The sequence below is a fragment of the Pseudomonas lyxosi genome, from assembly GCF_047758685.1.
In the GTDB taxonomy this organism is placed as follows: domain Bacteria; phylum Pseudomonadota; class Gammaproteobacteria; order Pseudomonadales; family Pseudomonadaceae; genus Aquipseudomonas; species Aquipseudomonas lyxosi.
Genome location: NZ_CP180481.1, coordinates 2978268 through 2999004, shown reverse-complemented (window position 1 = coordinate 2999004; position 20737 = coordinate 2978268). Strand labels below are relative to the sequence as shown.

At 58.2% G+C, this 20737-nt stretch carries 21 protein-coding genes; 12 read left to right on the top strand and 9 right to left on the bottom strand.

Annotated features, from left to right (window positions below; translation table 11 throughout):
* Positions 1-198: 198 nt before the first annotated feature.
* Positions 199-2472 (bottom strand): beta-glucosidase BglX, encoded by a 2274-nt coding sequence (gene bglX, locus ACMXYI_RS13785; RefSeq protein ID WP_415773618.1) that lies wholly within the window; start codon positions 2470-2472, stop codon positions 199-201.
* 277 nt (positions 2473-2749) lie between these two features.
* Between bglX and ACMXYI_RS13780 the strand changes: the two genes are divergently transcribed.
* Positions 2750-3067, top strand: a complete 318-nt coding sequence (locus ACMXYI_RS13780) for a helix-turn-helix transcriptional regulator (RefSeq protein ID WP_033056760.1) — start codon at positions 2750-2752, stop codon at positions 3065-3067.
* Between the two features lie 48 nt (positions 3068-3115).
* On the opposite strand, the gene ACMXYI_RS13775 is transcribed toward ACMXYI_RS13780, so the two are convergent.
* Positions 3116-4174 (bottom strand): MBL fold metallo-hydrolase, encoded by a 1059-nt coding sequence (locus tag ACMXYI_RS13775; RefSeq protein ID WP_415773617.1) that lies wholly within the window; start codon positions 4172-4174, stop codon positions 3116-3118.
* 214 nt (positions 4175-4388) lie between these two features.
* Between ACMXYI_RS13775 and ACMXYI_RS13770 the strand changes: the two genes are divergently transcribed.
* Both ACMXYI_RS13770 and ACMXYI_RS13765 read left to right on the top strand, forming a co-directional pair.
* Positions 4389-5000: a TetR/AcrR family transcriptional regulator gene (locus ACMXYI_RS13770; protein WP_415773616.1), complete on the top strand. Its 612-nt coding sequence runs from the start codon at positions 4389-4391 to the stop codon at positions 4998-5000.
* A 124-nt stretch (positions 5001-5124) separates the two neighbouring features.
* Positions 5125-5664 carry a DUF1003 domain-containing protein gene (locus ACMXYI_RS13765; RefSeq protein WP_046056205.1) on the top strand — a complete coding sequence of 180 codons (540 nt, stop codon included), beginning with the start codon at positions 5125-5127 and terminating at the stop codon, positions 5662-5664.
* A gap of 7 nt (positions 5665-5671) precedes the next feature.
* Here ACMXYI_RS13765 and ACMXYI_RS13760 read toward each other — a convergent pair whose 3' ends face one another.
* Positions 5672-6613 carry a LysR family transcriptional regulator gene (locus ACMXYI_RS13760; protein WP_415773615.1) on the bottom strand — a complete coding sequence of 314 codons (942 nt, stop codon included), beginning with the start codon at positions 6611-6613 and terminating at the stop codon, positions 5672-5674.
* A 15-nt stretch (positions 6614-6628) separates the two neighbouring features.
* Between ACMXYI_RS13760 and ACMXYI_RS13755 the strand changes: the two genes are divergently transcribed.
* Entirely contained in the window at positions 6629-7336 is a 708-nt protein-coding gene (locus ACMXYI_RS13755) for a CTP synthase C-terminal region-related (seleno)protein (RefSeq protein WP_415773614.1), read from the top strand.
* Positions 7333-7656: an antibiotic biosynthesis monooxygenase family protein gene (locus tag ACMXYI_RS13750; RefSeq protein ID WP_095130946.1), complete on the top strand. Its 324-nt coding sequence runs from the start codon at positions 7333-7335 to the stop codon at positions 7654-7656. Before ACMXYI_RS13755 ends, ACMXYI_RS13750 begins: the two co-directional genes overlap by 4 nt.
* A 141-nt stretch (positions 7657-7797) precedes the next feature.
* Here the strand turns inward: ACMXYI_RS13750 and ACMXYI_RS13745 are convergent, their stop codons facing one another.
* The gene (locus tag ACMXYI_RS13745; RefSeq protein WP_415773613.1) at positions 7798-8124 is read right to left on the bottom strand and encodes a DUF2025 family protein; all 327 of its coding nucleotides are present in this window, start codon (positions 8122-8124) and stop codon (positions 7798-7800) included.
* 234 nt (positions 8125-8358) lie between these two features.
* Between ACMXYI_RS13745 and ACMXYI_RS13740 the strand changes: the two genes are divergently transcribed.
* A complete protein-coding gene (locus ACMXYI_RS13740) occupies positions 8359-9486 on the top strand; it encodes a glycerophosphodiester phosphodiesterase (RefSeq protein WP_415773612.1) in 1128 nt (375 codons plus the stop codon).
* 109 nt (positions 9487-9595) lie between these two features.
* Entirely contained in the window at positions 9596-9901 is a 306-nt protein-coding gene (locus ACMXYI_RS13735) for a PepSY domain-containing protein (RefSeq protein ID WP_095130939.1), read from the top strand.
* A 97-nt stretch (positions 9902-9998) separates the two neighbouring features.
* Here ACMXYI_RS13735 and ACMXYI_RS13730 read toward each other — a convergent pair whose 3' ends face one another.
* The gene (locus tag ACMXYI_RS13730) at positions 9999-10172 is read right to left on the bottom strand and encodes a hypothetical protein (RefSeq protein ID WP_415774014.1); all 174 of its coding nucleotides are present in this window, start codon (positions 10170-10172) and stop codon (positions 9999-10001) included.
* Positions 10173-10245: 73 nt separating this feature from the next.
* Positions 10246-11868 carry a methyl-accepting chemotaxis protein gene (locus ACMXYI_RS13725; protein ID WP_415773611.1) on the bottom strand — a complete coding sequence of 541 codons (1623 nt, stop codon included), beginning with the start codon at positions 11866-11868 and terminating at the stop codon, positions 10246-10248.
* A gap of 420 nt (positions 11869-12288) precedes the next feature.
* On the opposite strand from ACMXYI_RS13725, the gene ACMXYI_RS13720 reads away from it, so the two are divergent.
* Positions 12289-13311, top strand: a complete 1023-nt coding sequence (locus tag ACMXYI_RS13720) for a transporter (protein WP_415773610.1) — start codon at positions 12289-12291, stop codon at positions 13309-13311.
* A gap of 130 nt (positions 13312-13441) precedes the next feature.
* On the opposite strand, the gene ACMXYI_RS13715 is transcribed toward ACMXYI_RS13720, so the two are convergent.
* Positions 13442-14611, bottom strand: a complete 1170-nt coding sequence (locus tag ACMXYI_RS13715) for an IS4 family transposase (RefSeq protein ID WP_415768078.1) — start codon at positions 14609-14611, stop codon at positions 13442-13444.
* A 232-nt stretch (positions 14612-14843) separates the two neighbouring features.
* On the opposite strand from ACMXYI_RS13715, the gene ACMXYI_RS13710 reads away from it, so the two are divergent.
* The 3 genes from ACMXYI_RS13710 (at position 14844) to ACMXYI_RS13700 (ending at position 18235) form a co-directional block, all read left to right on the top strand.
* The gene (locus tag ACMXYI_RS13710; RefSeq protein ID WP_415773609.1) at positions 14844-16457 is read left to right on the top strand and encodes an inorganic phosphate transporter; all 1614 of its coding nucleotides are present in this window, start codon (positions 14844-14846) and stop codon (positions 16455-16457) included.
* A gap of 192 nt (positions 16458-16649) precedes the next feature.
* Entirely contained in the window at positions 16650-17516 is an 867-nt protein-coding gene (locus ACMXYI_RS13705; RefSeq protein WP_415773608.1) for a hypothetical protein, read from the top strand.
* Positions 17513-18235, top strand: a complete 723-nt coding sequence (locus ACMXYI_RS13700) for a TylF/MycF/NovP-related O-methyltransferase (protein WP_415773607.1) — start codon at positions 17513-17515, stop codon at positions 18233-18235. The genes ACMXYI_RS13705 and ACMXYI_RS13700 overlap by 4 nt, the downstream gene beginning before the upstream one ends.
* 135 nt (positions 18236-18370) lie before the next feature.
* Here ACMXYI_RS13700 and ACMXYI_RS13695 read toward each other — a convergent pair whose 3' ends face one another.
* A complete protein-coding gene (locus tag ACMXYI_RS13695) occupies positions 18371-19267 on the bottom strand; it encodes a LysR family transcriptional regulator (protein ID WP_415773606.1) in 897 nt (298 codons plus the stop codon).
* A 121-nt stretch (positions 19268-19388) separates the two neighbouring features.
* On the opposite strand from ACMXYI_RS13695, the gene ACMXYI_RS13690 reads away from it, so the two are divergent.
* Positions 19389-20147, top strand: coding sequence for an SDR family NAD(P)-dependent oxidoreductase (locus ACMXYI_RS13690; RefSeq protein ID WP_415773605.1), 759 nt, complete (start codon positions 19389-19391; stop codon positions 20145-20147).
* A gap of 109 nt (positions 20148-20256) precedes the next feature.
* Here the strand turns inward: ACMXYI_RS13690 and ACMXYI_RS13685 are convergent, their stop codons facing one another.
* Complete coding sequence (locus tag ACMXYI_RS13685) at positions 20257-20694, bottom strand: multidrug/biocide efflux PACE transporter (protein WP_150657202.1); 438 nt, start codon at positions 20692-20694, stop codon at positions 20257-20259.
* Positions 20695-20737: the final 43 nt, after the last annotated feature.

The following is a 20737-nucleotide window of genomic DNA, read 5'->3' as shown; positions in this document are numbered from 1 at the left end:
GTAGCAGCTGGCGAAGCCTGCGTTCGGCTGCGAAGCAGTCGTGAATCCGGCTGACGCGGTCTGCCTGACGTACCGCAATCTTTGGTTTTACGACTGCTTCGCAGCCGAACGCAGGCTTCGCCAGCTGCTACAAAGAGTGCGTCGCGGCGGAAATTGCTCAACTGACTGGCATTAGCCACTGCCGCTAGTGCCTCGGCCTTATAGCAACTCAAAACTCTGCGCCTTCACATCCTGAGAATCCAGACCGATCTGCACCTGGAACTCGCCCGGCTCGGCGACGTATTCCAACTGAGCGTTGAAGAACTTCAAGTCGTTCTCATCAATGCTGAAGTGGACCGCTTTCTCTTCTCCGGCCTTGAGCATGATTTTTTGAAAGTTCTTCAGTTCTTTGACCGGACGGCTGAGGGAGCCAACGACATCGCGGATATACAGCTGAACCACCGTTTCGCCGTCGCGCTGGCCGGTATTTTTCACTATGACGCTGGCGATGAGCTTGTCGGTCTTGTTCAGTGTGGTCGAAGACAGGGCCATGTCGGTCAGGCTGAAATCGGTATAACTCAGCCCATAGCCGAAGGGATAAAGCGGACCATGGGATTGATCGAAATATTGAGACGTGTAGTTGCGAAGCCCACCCGGCAGGTAGGGGCGGCCGGTGTTCAAATGGCTGTAGTAATTCGGGATCTGCCCCACGGAGCGTGGAAAGGTGATGGGTAACTTGCCGGAGGGGTTGTAGTCACCGAACAATACATCGGCAACGGCGTTGCCTCCCTCAGAGCCGCTGTACCAGGTTTCCAGAATTGCATCGGCCTGCTTCTGCTCCTTGCCGATGGAAAGTGGGCGGCCGTTCATCAATACCAGTACCAGCGGCTTGCCGGTAGCTTTCAGGGCGGTGATCAATTCACTCTGGCGTCCTGGCAGATCGAGGCTGGTTCGACTGGCCGCTTCATGAGACATACTGCGGGGCTCACCCACTACTGCAATCACAACATCGGCTTGCTGTGCAGCCTTGACCGCTTCGTCAATCATTTCTGCTGCCGGACGAGCGTCGTTCGCGATTTCGGACACTCCCTGGTATTCCAGGTATTTAACAACCTCCTGATCCTCCTCGAGATTGGCGCCTCGGGCATAGATCAGCGAGCCCTGGTTCATGGCGCTTTTCAGGCCGTCGTAGATCGTCACCGATTGCGCGGCCACGCCGCTTGCAGACCAACTGCCCATGATGTCGACGGTACTTTTTGCCAACGGGCCTATGAGCGCGATCATGCTCTCTTTTTTTAGCGGCAAGAGCCCGTTTTCATTCTTCAGCAGCACCAATGTCTTGCGTGCCACCTCACGGGCTGTCGCTCTGTGCAGACGGTTTTCGGCATTGTTATCAGCGGGGTCTTCACTGGCAACGCCGATGCGCCGGTAAGGGTCTTCGAACAGCCCCATGTCGTACTTGGCCCCCAGGACTTCCCGCACGGCGTTATCGATATTGCTCTGGGAAACAGCGCCAGCCTCAAGCAGCCCGGGTAGCTCCGGACCATAGGAGAAGTCGTTCATGCTCATATCAACACCGGCCCTGATCGCGAGCTTGGCCGCATCGCGGTGATTCTTCGCAACACCATGCTGAACCAGATCGTTTATCCCATTGTGGTCGCTGATGACCAGCCCCTTGAAGCCCCATGCTTTGCGAAGCAGGTCTTGCATCAACCATGCATTGGAAGCGGCTGGCACGCCATTTATCGAGTTAAGCGCCACCATCACCGCTCCCGCGCCACCCTCAATCGCCGAACGATAAGGTGGCAGGTAGTCCTGGTGCATTCTGGCCAGGCCCATGTCGACGCTGTTGTAGTCGCGTCCACCCTCGACAGCACCATACAACGCGAAGTGTTTGGCGCTGGCCATGATGCTGTCGGGTGCATTCAGGCTTTTGCCCTGGTAGGCCTGAACCATCACTTTGGCAATGCGCGAAACCAGATAGGTGTCTTCACCGAAGCCTTCGGATGTACGCCCCCAGCGAGGATCACGGGCGATATCTATCATCGGTGCAAAGGTCAAATCGATACCGTCCGCACTGGCTTCTTTCGCCGCCGTTCGACCGCTCAACTCGATGGCGTCCATATCCCAGCTGGAGGCCAATGCCAAGCCAATGGGAAAAATGGTTCGATGACCGTGTATCACGTCCCAGCCGAAAAACATCGGTATTTTCAGGCGGCTTTGTTGAGCCGCGTCCTGCATGGGGCGGTTTATGTAACGGCTCACAGAGCCATACGTACCCCCAATACGCCCGGCAGTGATTTCTTGGCGCATCCTTTCGGGTGTCATGTTTTCATCAATCGCGATCAGCCGCAGTTGGCCGATTTTTTCCTCCAGGGTCATCTGATTCATCAGGCTGGTCACAAAGGCATCTTTGTTTGACGATGCCATATCGGCCAGGACGGGCAGACTTGTAAAACCGATCAGGGTACATAGCAGACGTAGTCTTTTCATGATTCCCTTCCCTGCATAACGCTGTGGCGCACAGCCTCTGAAACGCCACCTTTCCTTGTATTGAAAATCAGAAAGCTGACGTTCAAACATTGCTGCTGACGGGTGTTGAAAACCCATTGAGCTTTCAGGAGCCGCTTAAAATAGCGTAGTCGGTCCAACGCCCCTGCCTGAGAGGAAAAATAGAACCGATCAAAAAATGAGTTTGATTCGGGCTCAAAACAACTGTACAAAAACACAGTATTTTTTTGAATCAGCACTCTTGAGCCCGGAGAACACCATGGCCTCTCTTGCGATGAAAATCACCCTGGAACGTATCGCCCTTTTCCAATTCACCCCTGCGCATAGCGTTCAGGCCCGAGCGATGCTGGGTTGGAGTGTGGAGGAACTGTCTCGGGAATCCGGGGTTTCGGTGGACGCTATTCAGCGATTTGAGGATGAACGCGATGTGCTGGATGTTACGCGGCTGGCGTTGGCTTATCGGTTTGAATCGGAGGGGTTGGTGTTCTTCCCGGGGTTTGCGCCGGGTCGAGGGATGAATGTGAAAGGGTCGACGCCTGATCCGGTGGGGCGGGCGGATTATGCGATGGTTGAGTGAGGTGTCGGCCCGGGCCGCTTGCTGGGTAAGCAGCCCGGCTTCACAACGTTATGCGTTCTGAGGTTCCACCTGATCGCCTACGTTTTCCATCTCCGCCCACCAAGCACTACCCCGCTGCGGATACATCACATTGAACGCCTGGCCCATTTGCGGCGTGGTGATCGAAACATTCCGCTCCCAGGCCAACGCCAGAATGCGGTCGAAAGGTTCGAACCAGGCATGCATCGACAAATCGAACGTGCCGTTGTGGATCGGCAGTAGCCAGCGACCTTTGAGGTCGATGTGCGCTTGCAGGGTTTGCTCCGGCTGCATGTGAACATGCGGCCACTCGACGTTGTAGGCACCGGTTTCCATGAGTGTCAGGTCGAACGGGCCGTACTGTTCGCCGATGCGCTTGAAGCCGTCGAAATAACCGCTGTCGCCGCTGAAGAAGATTCGCGTGTCGCCGTCGATCATCACCCACGAGGCCCACAGTGTGCTGTTGCCATCGAACAGACCGCGACCGGAAAAGTGCTGCGAAGGCGTGGCGATGAACTGAATACCGTCGACCTCAGTGCCTTGCCACCAGTCCAGTTGTCGGACTTTGTCGGCGTCGATGCCCCATTTGATCAGGGTGTCGCCCACGCCCAGCGGCGTCAGAAAGTACTTGGCCTTGTCCGCCAGTTTGAGCACCGCTTGATAATCGAGGTGGTCGTAGTGATCGTGAGACAGGATCACCGCTTCGATCGGCGGCAGCTCTTCAAGGCTAATCGGCGGCTGGTGAAAACGCTTGGGCCCCGCCCATTGCACGGGTGAGGCGCGCTCGGCAAAGACCGGGTCGGTGATCCAGAATTTGTCCCGCAGTTTCAGCAGTACGGTGGAATGGCCGAGGCGGTAAACGCTGTGGTTAGGTGCGGCGATCAACGCTGCCTGAGTCAGGGTTTGCACCGGGACAGGCGCCGTCGGGCGGGTGTTACGCGGTTTGTGGAAGATCATGTTCCACATGATGCGCACCATTTTGCGAAAGCCTTCACGTTGCACGGGCGCATGGTTTCGGAAGTGCCCTTCTGCTTGACGGGAAGCTTCAGGCGTGGAGGCGTTGTCCGCAGGGGAAGTTGAAGTGGCCATGACTGAATGACTCCAGGAAAACCGCATGATTCGCGGTTTTCCGCTTGGGACGATAAATGGCCAAGGCACGCACGCATCAGCCGGAGATTCTATTGTTCGCTGCACAGGATTAACAAAACATTACACTGCACAGTGTAGTTTCTAGGTTGCATCAAAGCCGATCACAAGTAAACTGCCAAGTGTAATTCTCACTTCTTCTTGCCGAAGCGTACTTATGACAGCTCCACAGCGCCTCACCGACCGAAAACGCGAAGCCATCATTCAGGCTGCGATTGCCGAATTCCGTGCCAACGGTTTCGACATCACCAGCATGGACAAGATCGCTGCCACCGCCGGCGTGTCGAAGCGCACGGTGTACAACCACTTCCCCAGCAAGGAAGAGTTGTTCGCCGAAATCCTCAATCAATTGTGGGCGCGAGTGACGTCAGAACAGGAAACGCCCTACCACCCTGATTTGCCGCTGCGCGACCAGATGCGCCTGATGCTGATGGCGAAAATGCAGATGCTGGGCGATGACAATTTTCTCGACCTGGCGCGAGTGGCCATCGCCGCCACCATCCACTCCCCCGAGCGCGCGCAGAATATGGTTGCCCGAATGGGGGAGCGCGAAGAAGGCCTGACGGTGTGGATCCGCGCCGCTCAGGCCGACGGTCGTTTGAAACCGGTCGCCCCCGAATTCGCTGCACAACAGATTCAGGGAATGCTCAAATCCTTTGCGTTCTGGCCACAGATTTCCATGGGCCTGCCCGGCTTGTCAGCCGAGATGCAGACCACCGTGGTGGAGTCGGCGCTGGACATGTTTCTGGCCTGTTATCAGCTGCAATAAATGACAAGGTCTGCCGATTTACCGATCACAGGTCGCTCTAAATAAAACACTGCAATGTGTTTCAGAATGAAACTGGCGCTGGGGCTATAGTGAGCCTCAGTCCCAGCGCCATGCAGAGAGCACCATGACCACCACGACTTCCGACACTCAACCCGCCCTCCCCGTCGACCATCTGCGTTTTCATCGCCCCCACGCCCACCTGGCGCCTACCTTTGGCAACGACAAGTTTGCCCTGCGCGCCGAGGCCTTCGCGCGGTTCTTCGGCACGCCGACCTTTCTCGGTGCGCAGACGCTGATCGTGGTGTTATGGGTTTGCCTCAATCTGTTTGGCGTGGCGCACTTCGATCTCTACCCGTTCATCCTGCTCAACCTGGCGTTCAGCCTGCAATCGGCGTATGCCGCGCCGTTGATTCTGCTGGCCCAGACCCGTCAGGCGGCGCGGGATAAAGCCCAGTCCGACGCCGACGCCCTACACCGCGAAACCCTGGCCGTCGCCAACAGTGAGCGTCAGGCGCAAGCGGCGCAGAACACCGCGCAATTGCTGGAGTTGCTCGAGCAAAACACCCGGCTCACCGAAATGACCAAGGCCCTCACCGAACGCATCGAAAGCCTGACCTCGGAAATGCATCAGCACTTCGTGCGCAAGGATCAGCCGAAGGTTTAGCGCTCGGTCAAGGCAATCGAAGCGCCCGCCCCAACTCATCAAACAACGTCACCACCGAGCGCAAGGCGCGGCAATCCGGGCGGGTCAGCAACCAGAGCGCCGTGTCGTAACCGTGTAGCGGCTCACTCAACGGTTGTAGCCCTTCACCGATGAGGAAGTCCGGTAATGCCGCGACACCGAGCCCGGCCCGCACCAGTTCAGTCACCGACAACATGCTGTTGCAGCGATAACCCGGCGTGACGCCGGGCAACTGCTGACGGCGCCACACGACGGTGGGGTGATCGGGAAGGAAGTCGTCCGGGGCAATCCAGGTCAGCGAAGCCAAGTCTTCGGAGTCGACCGATTTCAGATACGCCTCGCTGGCGCAGACTCGATAGGAAACCTGGGCCAATCGCCGACCCACCAAGTGCTCGGGCGGTGTGCGAGTCAGGCGCAAGGCGATGTCGGCATCCCGGCGGCTGAGGTTGGCGAAGTCGTTGGAGGTACTCAACTCGATGGTCAGCGCCGGGTAGCTGGGCATGAACTTCGCCAACGCCGGCAACAGCAAACTCTGCAGGACCGAATCAGTACAAGTCAGGCGCACCGTGCCGCTGATGACTTCACCGCCCTGCTCCACGCCAATGCGCGCCGCCTCCAGCGCCTGTTCGGCCCGCTCAGCCTGCTCGGCCAGGGTTTGCGCCAAGGTGGTGGGCAAGTAGCCGGCGCGGCTCTTTTCGAACAATTGCTGGCCCAGCGCGGCTTCCAGTCGGCGCACGGCGCGAAATACGGTCGAGACATCGACCTTCAACAGTGTCGACGCTCGGGCCAGAGAGCCACCGCGCACCAGCGCGAGGATCAGGGACAGGTCGGGGTAATCCAGTCGATAGTGCGTCGGTGCATTGATCAATTGGGATAACGCCAATATTGAGTGCGTGAACGCCAATCTATAGTGGGTGCCAGGAATCAACAAGCGTGGAGCGCACTCATGGAAACCCGCCCAATCCGCATCGCCCTGATCGGCGATTACGATCCGCAAGTCACCGCTCACCAAGCCATCCCCATCGCCCTCGGCATGGCCGCTGAACATGCGAACACAGACGTGCAGTTCCAGTGGTTGGCCACCGACCGCATCAGCGCCGATGCGCCATTGGCTGATTTCGACGGTTTCTGGTGCGTGCCCGCCAGCCCTTACCGCGATATGGACGGTGCGTTGAGGGTGATTCGTTTTGCCCGTGAACAGCAACGGCCATTCCTTGGCACCTGTGGCGGTTTTCAACACGCCGTACTCGAATACGCCCGAAATGTTCTGGGCTGGGACGATGCCGAACACGGAGAGACTTCACCTGATGCGGCACGAGCATTACTCACGCCACTGACCTGCTCGCTGGTGGAGGCCGTCGACAACATTCATCTGGTTGAAGGCTCGTTGATCGCCAAGGCGTACGAAAGCGCTGAGATTGTCGAAGGCTATCGCTGCCGTTACGGTGTTAATCCAGCGTTCGAACGTGAGTTGTTGACCCAGCAGCTGTATGCCGTTGGACACGACTCTTCGGGCGACTTGCGGGCGGTGGAACTCAAAGGTCATCCGTTCTTCGTCGCAACGCTGTTCCAACCTGAACGCGCCGCGCTCAAAGGCAAGCTGCCGCCGCCGGTCCGTGCGTTGATCGCAGCCTGCAAGAGGCAGAAGTCATGATCGCCAAGACTCCGCCAGCGCCTTACTACGCGGTGATTTTTACCTCCCTGCGTACCGACGGTGATCATGGTTACGAGCAGGCCGCCACGCGCATGGTCGAACTGGCCCGTGAGCAACCCGGTTTCCTGGGTGTGGAATCGGCTCGGGGTGAAGACGGGCTCGGGATTACGGTGTCCTACTGGGCCAGCGAAGCGGCGATCCTGGCGTGGAAACATCATCCCGAGCACAGTGAAATTCGCGAGCGCGGGCGCTCGACCTGGTATTCGTCTTGTCATACACGGGTGTGCAAGGTTGAGCGGGCGTATGCGTTCAAGCAGTAAGTGGTTGTGGTGCTCTTAAGGCCGCCATCGTCGGAACGCCGCCCGGAGCAAGCTCGCTCCCACATTGGATTTGTGTTGATGCACAGATCAAATGTGGGAGCGAGCTTGCTCGCGATAGGGCCCGCACAGTCACTGCAAAAATCAGCTCTGCACCAGACTGCGAACCGCCAAAATCTCCGGCACTTCCCGCCGATTCATGTACACCCGCAACGGCTCGGTGATGTTGATCCGGTCATCGATGTTGTGATCCAGCAACAACTGAATCAACTCACGCTTGAGCGTCATGGCCTGCGCGGAACCTGGGGCCCAGACGAATTCGCTGGTGGGAATAATGCCGTCATCCGCCACGTCCATGCCGAAAGAGTCTTCGCTGAAACGAACAATGTACTGGCCGGTCTTGCGATTGAGGCCGACGAAGCCTTTGAGTTGGTCGGCGGCCTGGCAGATGAGCTCGGAAGTGATGCGCATGATAAACCTCACAGAAGGTCGCAAAGGACCGGTGATCGATGGTTTACACGCAGGGCAAGCGAATGGGCGTTCCCTCTGCCGGGGTAACTGCCGGGGCCAAGAGTACTGCAAAGAAGCGCACAAAAGCGCTGAAAAAATCTGCTTTAAACACGTTTATGTCGGTCTGGCGATAGCGCAAGCGGCGCTCAGTTGTTAAAAGATACGTCTTTGAAAATCTGCGAAAGGACCTCGACCATGCCTGTTACCTTCACCAAGAGTGCCCTGCTGCTGAGTCTGATGCTGGGTCTCGGCCAGGCACAGGCCGCCAGCGAGCCAAGCCCCACCGCACTGGCCACCCGCATGGGCATTCCGCATCCGGCCGTGATCGCCCACCGTGGCGCGTCCTTCGATGCACCGGAATCCACCGCCGCCGCCTACAAACTGGCCCGCGATCTGGGTGCCGACTACCTGGAAATGGACGTGCAACGCAGCAAGGATGGCGTGCTGTTCGCCCTGCACGACGACAACCTGCAACGCACCACCGACGTCGCCAGCAAATTCCCTGAACGCAAGGACCGCCCGGCCAACGAGTTCACTATCGCCGAGCTGAAAACCCTGGATGCTGGAAGCTGGTTCAACACCGCCTACCCGGATCGCGCGCGACCTGCGTACGTCGGTCTGAAAATCCTGACACTGGACGAAATCATCGATATTGCCCAAGGCAATCCGCTGCACAAGCCCGGCCTGTACATCGAAACCAAAGAACCGAAGCAGTTTCCCGGGATCGAGCGCGACCTCAAGGAAAAACTCCAGGACCGCGGCTGGTTGAGCCCGGCAGGTTCGAAACTGGCGAAGAGCGACCTGGCGGTTGGCCAGGGCAAAGGTAAAGTCGTGCTGCAAACCTTCGAGAAGAGCAGCCTCGAACTGCTCGAGAAGGAAATGCCGAAAGTGCCGAAAATCCTCCTGCTGTGGGTCGGTGAAGGCAGCATCGAGCCAAAATCCAAGGTGACGTTTGCCGAGTCCGGCGACAAGGACAAAGCCACTTACTACGCCAAACAGCAACCGAAAGACAAAGCCGAATTCCAGCAATGGGTCGAGTACGCCAAAGCCCAGGGCGCGATCGGCACCGGCCCTTCTGCGGCGCTGACCAAGGGTGGCGATCAGAGTTACTCGGATCTGGTGCAACCGTGGATGAACCAGTACACCCACGATCAGGGCTTGTTGGTGCACGTGTACACCATCGACGATGCCGTGGATTACCAGAAAGTCATGGACGCCGGCGTCGACGGCATCTTCACTAACCGCGCCAGCGAACTGCTCAAGTTCTACAAACGCCCGGCGGCGGCCAGTGTTGCGCAGTTGCTGCAGAACAACGGTTACTGATGAACCAGGGAACGATCTTCGCTCAGTCGCGTTCGGAGAATTAAGGGTGGATTAAGTTGCGCCGGTTAGCCTGATCCCACTTAAACAGATCACCCAAGGATAGAACCTCATGAAAACCCTGACTGCCCTGTTCACTGCTGCAGCCCTGACCCTCACCGCTGGCCTGGCCCAGGCCGATGTCCGCGTCGACCAGATCCCTGAGCTGGTCAAAAGCGGCAAGATCAAGCCATTGGAAGAAATGAACCAGGCTGCGCTGAAACTGCACCCGGGTGCGACCATCACCGACACGGATCTGGATAACCATTTCAATAACTATGAATACGAAGTCGAACTGAAAGCCGCTGACGGCAAAGAGTGGGACGTGGATTTCGATGCCGCCACCGGCAAAGTCCTGAGCGACAAACAAGACACCTGATGCACAAACACCAAGCCGCACAATCTTCGGATCGTGCGGCTTTTTTGCACGTCAAATTCAGGCAATGAAGTCGCGCCTTCAGCCTTCCCGCACGGATTTAAACAGTCGTACTGACCAAAGAACCCGAAGCGCTGAAACCGGAATCCTGCAACGCCTGCAACAACGCCGCCGTTGCCGTCTGCAACGAGCCCGAAGTCGTCGGGGTGATCGAAACGGAAGTGATGCTGACCATGGCGGTTTTCCATTGGGATTTTGGGAATACCGTCATCATCGACACCCCCTGCGCTGAATTGAGATCGACTGTGTACCGACTCGGTAAGCAAACCGGTACACAGACCTTCCCGTTACGCGCTTAAACGTGCCGTCACTTCATTCAACTGCCCCGACAACCCGTGCAGGTTGTGGCTGGCCGCTTCGGTGCGCTGCACGTTGTCCAGATTGGTGCTGGCGATGCTGGTGATTTCGGTGAGGTTGCGCGAGATGTCTTCGGCCACCGACGTCTGCTCTTCCGCGGCGGTGGCGATCTGGCGGTTCATGTCGCGGATGGCTTCCACGGCCAGGGTGATGCGCTCCAGCATGGCGCCGGCCTGAGTCACTTGCTCGACACTTTCCTCACTGCGCGACTGACCGCTTTCAATCGCCTGAGCGGCGTCCACCGCACCGGTTTGCACCGTTTGAATGATCTGGTTGATCTCGATGATCGACGCCGCCGTGCGCTGGGCCAGGCTGCGGACTTCATCGGCCACCACCGCAAAACCGCGCCCGGCTTCACCGGCACGGGCCGCTTCGATGGCCGCGTTGAGCGCCAGCAGATTGGTCTGCTCGGCGATGCCGCGAATCACTTCCAGTACCTTGCCGATGCGCCCGCTGTCGGTTTCCAGACGACGGATGACCGTGGCGGTATTGGCGATTTCGCCGCGCATTTGGGTGATGGTGTGAATGGTGCCCTGCATGACCTTTTCGCCCTGCTGGGCGGACTGATCGGCATCGTCGGCAGCACGTGCCGCATCGGCAGCGTGGCGTGCGACTTCTTGCGCGGTGGCGGACATTTCGTTCATTGCCGTGGCCACCTGATCGGTGCGGTTGAACTGCTCGTTAGTGCCGCTGGCCATCAGGGTGGCGATGGAATTCAGTTCACCGCTGGCGCTGTCCAGATCCTTGGCGCTGCGCTGCAAACGGTTGAAGGTTTCGGCAAGGAAATCGCGCAGGGTATTCGCGGCCATTGCCAGTTTGCCCAGCTCATCCTGTCGGGTGCTGGCCACACGTTCGGCGAAACGACCCTGGCTGAGTTGCGCCACGTACTCGATCAGTTTGCGAATCGGTTCGACCAGGTTGCGGTTGACCAGCCACAGGCTCAGCAACCCGATCAACAGACCCGAAGCGAGCATCACAATGATCCCCAGCAATACGGTACGGTCGGCGTCGGCGCTGATCAGCTTCGATTGCTCGGCACCCTGCTTGCGCAATTCGCTGACCAACTCGCTCATCTGATCGCTGGTTGCGCGGTCAACACCTTTGACCGCCGTGTCGCCAACCGCTGGGTCGGCGCCTGCCGCCACGTAGGCGTCACGGCCCTTCTGATAAGACGCGCCCAACAGACGATGTTCGTCTCGCAGGCGTTCGATGCGGGTTTTCAGCTGCGGCTCGATACCCTTCTGCCCGGCCAGTTCACCGAGGATGCCCTGCACGTCACGCTGACGGTCTTCAAATTGCTTCCAGTATTTGTCCAGGTCCGCAGGCTGCTTGCCGCGTAGCAGGACGTTTTTCCATTCCTGAACCTGAACCTTGAATTGCAGGTTGGCTTCATCGATCAATTGCGAGGTGTGCAGCGGGCCTACGATCAGATTCGCGTAGTTCTGCACACCGCTGGACAGAAAATGAAAGCAGGCCAGGGCGATCAACAGCATCGCGAACAGACTGCCGCTCAACAAGGCAAGGATTTGTGCTCTCAGGGACTTTTGCAGCATCGAGTGATACTCATGACAGGGATGAGGCACGCCGCAACAAGGCGTGAAAGGTGTCCGGACATCCCTGTCTGCGACCTTGGTTCGTGGCCAAAGCCGTGCAAGTTAACGTCAGCAAGATCGGCGTGCCAGAGCGGTTCTTTAATCAATTCCGACCGTCGGTAGCGCCACTATTTAGCCTTCACTGCTCTGTCACAAAACCGTCAAAACTCCTTGCGATGATGCGGCTCAAGTGAACCTGTTAACGCCGTAACGCGACCTGTAGCAGCTGGCGAAGCCTGCGTTCGGCTGCGTAGCAGTCGTGAAATCAGGCAATGCATTGCCATTGGAAGACTGCGTGCTCAGGTTTGACGACTGCTACGCAGCCGAACGCAGGCTTCGCCGGCTGCTACATAACGATAAGCGCCTCCTCAGTGAGACCTCATGAACCACAGCATCGACCAAAGTCATCGCGACACGGACCTGTTCGGTCTGCTGTACGGTTTCAGTTTTCGCCCCGGTGAGCGCGGCCGCGAGCTGGATTCAGCCAAGGCCTTGCAGTGCCTGCAACAACCCGGCGACAACGACGAATTTCTCTGGCTGCACTTGAACCTGGCCCACGCCGCATGCGAGCGCTGGATGAAAAGCCATCTGGAATTGCCCGACGAATTTTTCGAAGCACTGCATGAAGGTTCGCGTTCGACGCGCATCGAGCATGTGGATTCGGCGTTGCTGGCGGTGGTCAACGATGTGGTGTTCAACCTCAGCAGCATGGTCTCCTCGGATGTTTCGACGCTGTGGGTCTGCGCCCGCAGTCGGCTGATCATCAGCGCACGCCTGCAACCGCTGCACTCGGTGGACAAGCTGCGCTCGTCGGTGAAGGCCGGTGAATGCTTTCGCTCGCCGCTGGAATTGCTGGTGCATCTACTGCGCGATCAGGGCGAAGTGCTGACCCAGATCGTGCGCAAGACCAGCCTCAGTGTCGATCAGATCGAAGATGAGTTGCTGTCCTCGCGGCTGTCGACCAACCGCGCCGAACTGGGCGCCAATCGTCGGGTGCTGGTGCGCCTGCAACGCTTGCTGGCGCTGGAACCGGGCTCGTTGCTGCGCCTGCTCAATCGCCCGCCGCAGTGGTTGCAGAAGGAGGATGTGAAGGAATTGCGCAAATCCACCGAGGAGTTCGCGCTGATCATCAACGACCTCACGGCGCTGGGCGAACGGATCAAGCTGTTGCAGGAAGAAATCGCCGCCAACCTCAACGAACAGAGCAACCGCACACTGTTCACCCTGACCGTGGTGACGGTGCTGGCGTTGCCGATCAACATCATTGCCGGGTTCTTTGGCATGAACGTCGGTGGGGTGCCGCTTGCGGGTGACCCGGAGGGATTCTGGATTCTGGTGGCATTGGTCGCGACGTTTACCGTGATTGCGGGGCGTTGGGCGTTTCGTAAACGCCAGGATTATTGAGCCTTTCCCGCCGATCGTTCCCACGCTCTGCGTGGGAATTCCGCCCCGGACGCTCTGCGTCCAGCGTTGACGCGGAGCGTCAATGGATGCATTCCCACGCGGAGCGTCACTAGTGTCCGGTAAAACCTTTTCAAAGCTGAAGGCTGCCTTGGGCAGCCTTCAGCTTTGTTCGCTTTTGCCTTCGCTGTTCAAGGTGTTCAATGCTTAATGGGCGTTCGAACAAGCTGTGGGTTAGCCGAATGGCAAAGTCTGAAATAGATCCCGAGCAACCTGAACGGCGCTGATAAAGATGCAGCAAAAGATAGGTAATCAAGGCGCTGTAGATCTGCAAACGAACGGCATTTTCAGAGAAGCCGAAATACCGTTTGAGCTTGAGGTTTTGCTTGATCCACTTAAAAAACAGTTCGATCTGCCAACGTTGTTTGTACAGATCGGCGATCTCCTCCGCTGAGCGAGAGAAGTCGTTGGTGACCAGAATCAATGGCGTTTCGTGGTCCTCTCGGCGGATCTGAACCCGACGCACAGCCTGATTTTGGTAGAGATTCGGACGTCGAGTGTTCAGGTATTTCTTCCCGAACAATACCGATTCGTCCGCCTCAATGAATTCGGGTGCATCCTTTTCCCTCAAATTTTCTACCGGCTTTAGATTGGCGTTTTTCTTCAGTCGGGTGACGAAGAAAGAACCCATCTGATCAATCTGGTGCCACCAGTTGTAGTCGCAGTAACCCTTGTCGAAAACGTACGTCATACCTGCTTCAAGCGGCATGGTCAGGGCATCGCTCAGATCGTTGACGTTGGCGGCGGTGATGTTTACGTAAGTCGGGGCTGTTTGCTGTGGATCGATGGCCACATGTACCTTCAAGCCTTGGGTTATGCGGGTTTTCGTCGCGGTGGTCCATTCGTCAAAACCGGGTCCGCGCAGGCTGATCGAGGTCGAATCGATCAGGGTGATCATGGCTTCGAGCGACTTGCGCTGCTTGCGGCCAATGCCTTGAAGCAAGTGCTCACAGGCCAGCCGAAACGGCTCTGAGCTGCGCTTGTTCAACGCATCACAAAGGGTCGAACGCACCATGTTCTTGGCGTTGAGGTGGTGGCGATGGGGTTGCAGCGACTGCGAGGCTGTCGCCAACGTACGCAAGCTTTTGGCTTGCGTCAGCTGACCGTAAATCAGCGTGACGAGCAGATCCCAGGACGTGAATTGTTTGGCGTAACGATCAGCGCCACAGCGTTTGACGGCGGCTTTGAAGAGCTGATGAGGAAGGGCTTGAAGCATTTGCGCAAATCGAGTGCTGCTGAACATGGGCGAAAATCAAGTCTGAAAACCTGATTATTGCTTACGAAGCAGGCACAGCAAGGGGGAGCAAGCTCCCCCTTCGGTTTTTACCGGACACTAGTGACGCGGAGCGTGGGAACGATCGGTATGGGGACGGACGGCATTAGCAAAAACCCAAAACCCTGACCCAGCGCAGCCTCTCTGTAACATTCAGCAACGATCATGGGCGACACTCCTTCTCCCCTCAGGATTGTCCGTCATGGCTACTCCTTCCTTCTCCGCCGCACAGGCGCCCGCCAGTAGCGCCAAACCGCAATTCGATAAAAAGCCCGGCCTGCTGACCATCGTGATTTTCTTCGCCGTGCTGGGCAGCGGGCTGTTGTTCACCGCCTACAGCCTGATGCACGACATGAACGAACTCGGCACCGTGGTCACCACCTGGACGCCGTTTCTGCTGTTGGGCGTAGCGCTGTTGATTGCCCTCGGCTTTGAATTCGTCAACGGTTTCCACGACACCGCCAACGCCGTGGCCACGGTGATTTACACCAACTCCTTGCCACCGAATTTCGCGGTGGCCTGGTCCGGGTTCTTCAACTTCCTCGGGGTGCTGCTGTCCAGCGGCGCGGTGGCGTTCGGCATCATCGCCCTGCTGCCGGTGGAGCTGATTCTGCAAGTCGGTTCCTCCGCCGGTTTCGCGATGATCTTCGCCCTGTTGATCGCCGCGATCCTGTGGAACCTCGGCACCTGGTGGCTGGGCTTGCCGGCGTCTTCGTCGCACACCCTGATCGGCTCGATCATCGGCGTCGGCGTGGCCAATGCCCTGATGCACGGCCGCGACGGCACCAGCGGTGTGGACTGGGCCCAGGCGACTAAAATCGGTTACGCGCTGCTCTTGTCGCCGCTGATCGGTTTCGGCTTTGCCGCGCTGTTGCTGCTGGCCTTGCGTGCCTTCGTCAAGAATCGTGCGCTGTATAAAGCACCGAAGGGAGACACTCCGCCACCGTGGTGGATTCGCGGCATGTTGATCCTGACTTGCACCGGCGTGTCTTTCGCCCACGGTTCCAACGACGGCCAGAAAGGCATGGGCCTGATCATGCTGATTCTGGTCGGCACGCTGCCGATGGCTTACGCGCTGAACCGCACCATGCCGGCGGACCAGGCGCTGCAGTTTGCCGCCGTGGCCGAAGTCACCCAGCAAGCGCTGGTCAAAAGTGCCCCGCTGCCAGCGCCGGCCGACCCGCGTCCAGTGCTGTCCGATTACGTGCGCAGCAAGGAAGTCACGCCGCAACTGGTCCCGGCCCTCTCCGCCCTCGCTGGCAGCATTGGTGCACAGGTCAAGGGCTACGGCTCGCTCTCGAAAGTCCCGGCCGAGGCCATGGGCAACGTGCGTAACGACATGTACCTGACCAGCGAAACCATTCGCCTGATGGACAAGAACAAGGTCGGCAACTTTGACGCCGACACCACCGGCAAGCTGCAACTGTTCAAGCAACAGATCGACAACGCCACGCGGTTCATTCCGCTGTGGGTGAAAATCGCGGTGGCCATCGCCCTGGGGCTGGGCACCATGGTCGGCTGGAAACGTATCGTGGTGACGGTTGGCGAGAAGATCGGCAAGACCCACCTGACGTATGCGCAAGGCGCCTCGGCGGAAACCGTTGCGATGCTGACCATCGGCGCGGCGGACATGTTCGGCCTGCCGGTCTCAACCACTCACGTGCTGTCATCGGGCGTGGCCGGGACCATGGTCGCCAACGGCGGCGGCTTGCAGATGAAGACCATCCGCAACCTGCTGATGGCCTGGGTGCTGACCTTGCCAGCGGCGATTCTGTTGTCGGGCAGTTTGTATTGGTTATTCACCCAAATCTTCTAGCCGGCCTCAACACCCAACCCTGTAGCAGCTGGCGAAGCCTGCTGCTACAGGGTTTTTTATCGCCTATAGAAAGCATTTCGTCGCAAATTCAGGGGATTGCGTTTTTATTGATGCGCCACCCGCCAGATTGCACTTCAGTTTGCTAACGTGTGGCCGACTCTTAAGAGACTCGATGTATTCAGGGGTGGAATCGTGAATCTGTATATCAATCAGCTTCAGCACAAAGCTGACTTCAAAGAAGCTATCTACGCCGGCGACATCTTCCTGAACACTCAGCTGCGCGCCGCCAAAGAGCTGTGTGCATTCGCCCAGGAAAGCATCACCGCCGCCTTCGATGGCGAGACCAACCACCAGGCCCTGCACACGCTGATGCCGGTGGAAGAATTCGTGGTACTGGTGACGCGCCTCAAGGGCCAGTTCACCAACAGCCAGCGCGCCAAGGACCTGATCCTGTCGTTTATCGACGAGATCGGTGTCGACCCGCGCGAGTACATTTTCGACGTGCCGCGCATTCGCGTGGTGCCGAACTATGACTACCTGCACGCTGGTGTCAGCTACGCCTACAAACCTCATCGCGATACCTGGTACGGCGGCGTCGATTGCCAGATCAACACCTGGATGCCGGTGCACACCATTCGCCCCGACCAGACCATGATGATCAACGCCGGCTACTTCGACGTGCCGGTGAAGAACACCTCCAACGAATGGAGCCTCAACGACTGGATCAACAACCAGCGGCATAAAGCCAAGGACAACCTCAAAGAGGAAGTCCGTATGCACCCGGTGCCACTGGAGGCGATCAACACCGCGTCTGAAGTGCGCATCGCCGGCAATACCGGCGAGATGCTGATCTTCTCCGGCTCGCACTTGCACGGCACGGTCGCCAACCACACCGATCAAACCCGCTTCAGCGTGGACTTCCGCCTGATGCACCTCGACGACCTCAAGCACAAGCGTGGCGCGATCAACGTCGACAGCGCCTGCCCTGACGTCGGCGCCGGTTTCAAAGACTATTTCCACGCCCACGACTTCTCGAATTTCCAAGGAATCCAGCAATGACCAAGCGTCGCATCACGCCCGCCGAGGCCCAGTACAACGAAACCCGTGCCAGCGTCCTGAAACGGGTCGATGCCGAGTACGTGGCCGACGCGCCGTTCGTCTTCGCCAACCGCATCGGCGTGACCGCTGCACTGTCGCGCATGGAGCTGTTCAAGAAAGTTGCCGAAGTACCGGGCGCGATCATCGAGTGCGGCGTGTACAAGGGCAACTCGCTGATGCTCTACATGCACCTGTCGATGATTCTCGAGCCGTACGCGATCAACCGTTCGATCGTTGGCTTCGACACCTTCGAAGGCTTCCAGAGCATCGACAAAAACGAAGACCCGGCCGACGTCAACGAGACCATGTTCTCCGACACCGACCAGTCGCTGATCCAGGACATGATCGACGCCAACGACCTGCTGCGCCCGGTCAACCGCATCCCGCGTTGCGAGCTGGTCAAAGGCGACATCGTCAAGACCGTGCCCGAGTGGGTCAAAACCCGTCCGGACCTGGTCGTGGCCATGCTGATCCTCGACACCGACCTGTACGAGTCGACCAAAGTCGCGCTGGAAACCTTCCTGCCGTACATGCCAAAAGGCGCGGTCGTGGTGCTCGACGAAGTCGCTTACCGCAACTTCCCGGGCGAAACCAAAGCCCTGCGCGAAGTACTCGACCTGAACAAGATCGAGCTTAAGCGTTTGCCGTTTGATTCCTGTGTAGGCTACTTCCACGTTTGACACAAAACCCTGTGGGAGCGGGCTTGCCCGCGATAGCGGTCTTACATTCAATGATGATGTCGAATGTGATGGCCCCATCGCGGGCAAGCCCGCTCCCACGGGTTAAGTGTTGTCCTTCAGGTTATGTGTTGTTTTTCAAGTTGTGGAGTGGATGACGTTTCCCAGCCAGTCCATGAACGCTCTCACCCGCAACGGCAAATGCCGTTGCCGGGCGTAGAGCAACGAAACCTCCATCGACGGCGCATTGAATTGCGGCAGCACCACCACCAGCTCGCCGCTGAGCAGGTGGGGCTGCATGCCCATCAGCGGCGCCTGGATCAAACCAAAACCGCCCAGACACGCCGACTCGTAACAATCGGTGTTGTTGACCGTGACGCTGCCCGCCATCGGCACTCGACGCAACGTACCCTCTTGCTCGTACACAAAACCCTCCGACCGTGCACCCAGTACGCCGACGTAATGGACCAGCCGATGCTGCGCCAGGTCTTCGAGCCGTTCAGGCACGCCATAACGCCGCAAATACTCGGGGCTCGCGCAGTTGACCATGGTGAAATCGCACAAGTGGCGAGCGACCACCGATTGATCCGGCTGCGCGCCGACTCGCACCACGCAATCAAACCCTTCGCTGAGCAAATCGACCCGGCGGTCGGTGCTGCTGATTTCCAGCTCGAGATGGGGGTGCTGAGCCATGAACTCGGGCAGACGCGGCATCACCACCCGACGGGCCAGAATGTTCGGCATGTCGATGCGAATCCGCCCAACGAGCGACGCCTCGTCCTGGCGAAACAGCCCTTCGATTTCATCCATGTGCGACAGCAAGTCCTTGCTGCGCTCGTACAACACCAGGCCGTCCTGAGTCGCCTGAACCTTGCGCGTGGTGCGTTGCAGTAACCGCGTGCCGACCAGCAGTTCGAGGGCCTGGACGTGCTCGGATACGGTGGACCTGGGCAAACCCAGGCTTTCACCCGCGAGGGTAAAACTCGACATCTCGGTGACGCGAACGAAGGTACGCAGCAGTTCCAGCTTGTTCATGGGCCGACCTTTATTGTTCGGATTAACCGACCAGTGATTCCGATTTCAGTCTGTTTATCACTTCAGGACGGATAAATAAACTTCCTCCACGTCATCACCCACTGCTCCTTGAGGAACGCCCATGAACCGTAAAATCGCACTGATCACCGGCGCCAGCCGCGGCCTTGGCAAAAACGCAGCCCTGCATTTGGCAGCCCAAGGCATCGACGTCATCGGCACTTACAACAGCCGCGCCGATGAGGCACAAGCACTGGTCGCAGAAATTGAAAGCCTCGGCGCTCGTGCCGTCATGCTGCAACTGGACGTTGGCCAGAGTGAAGGCTTCGCAGATTTCGCCACGCAAGTCGCTGATGTATTGCGCAGCCGTTTCGATCGCGAACACTTCGACTTTTTGCTCAACAACGCTGGCATCGGCCTGAATGCGACCTTCGTTGACACCACCGTCGCCCAGTTCGATTTGCTGATGAACATCCATCTGAAGGGGCCGTTCTTTCTCACCCAGAACCTGCTGCCGCTGATGGCAGACGGTGGCCGCATCCTCAACGTTTCCAGCGGTCTGACCCGCTTCAGCTTGCCGGGTTACGGCGCTTACGCGGCGATGAAGGGCGCGATGGAAGTGCTGACGCGTTATCAGGCGAAAGAACTCGGTGCCCGCGGTATATCCGTGAACACCCTGGCGCCTGGCGCGATCGAAACCGATTTCGGCGGCGGCACGGTGCGTGATAACAGTGACGTGAACAGCTATGTCGCCGGCAATACCGCGTTGGGGCGAGTTGGTCAGCCGGATGACATCGGTGCTGCGATTGCTCTACTTTTGTCACCGGGCAGTCAGTGGATCAACGGCCAGCGCATCGAGGCGTCGGGCGGGATGTTTTTGTAAACGCCAACAAGATCAAAAGATCGCAGCCTCGTTTCACTCGACAGCTCCTACATTGGAATGCGATCCCTGTAGGAGCTGTCGAGTGAAACGAGGCTGCGATCTTTTGCTTTTATCCCGAGACAGCCTGGCGCATCACCACCCGCTCACGCACCACGTCATACGTCCAGTGGTAGACGTAGGTGTACGGCAGGAAAAACAGCAACACACCGATATCCAGCACGAACGCTTGCCACAGGCTGACCTTCAGCCACCAGGCAATCAACGGCACACCCACCGCGACCAGACCGCCTTCGAACAACAACGCATGGACAACACGTACCCACGCGTTGTGCACGATGCCGTAGTGTTTGAGCGCACGGTCGAACAATCCGTTGAAGACCACGTTCCAGGCCAGGGCAAGTGCCGCGATAGCCATGGTCACGACGCCCATATCGAGCATCGGTTTGTCCATGATCCACGCCAGCAACGGGGTACAGATCAGGATGGCCAGCAATTCGAAACCAATGGCCTGGAAAATACGTTCAGTGATGGATTTGTTGGCGCTCATGGCCAGACTCCTCTGAGTGACTGTGGTTGCCATGATCCTTCTT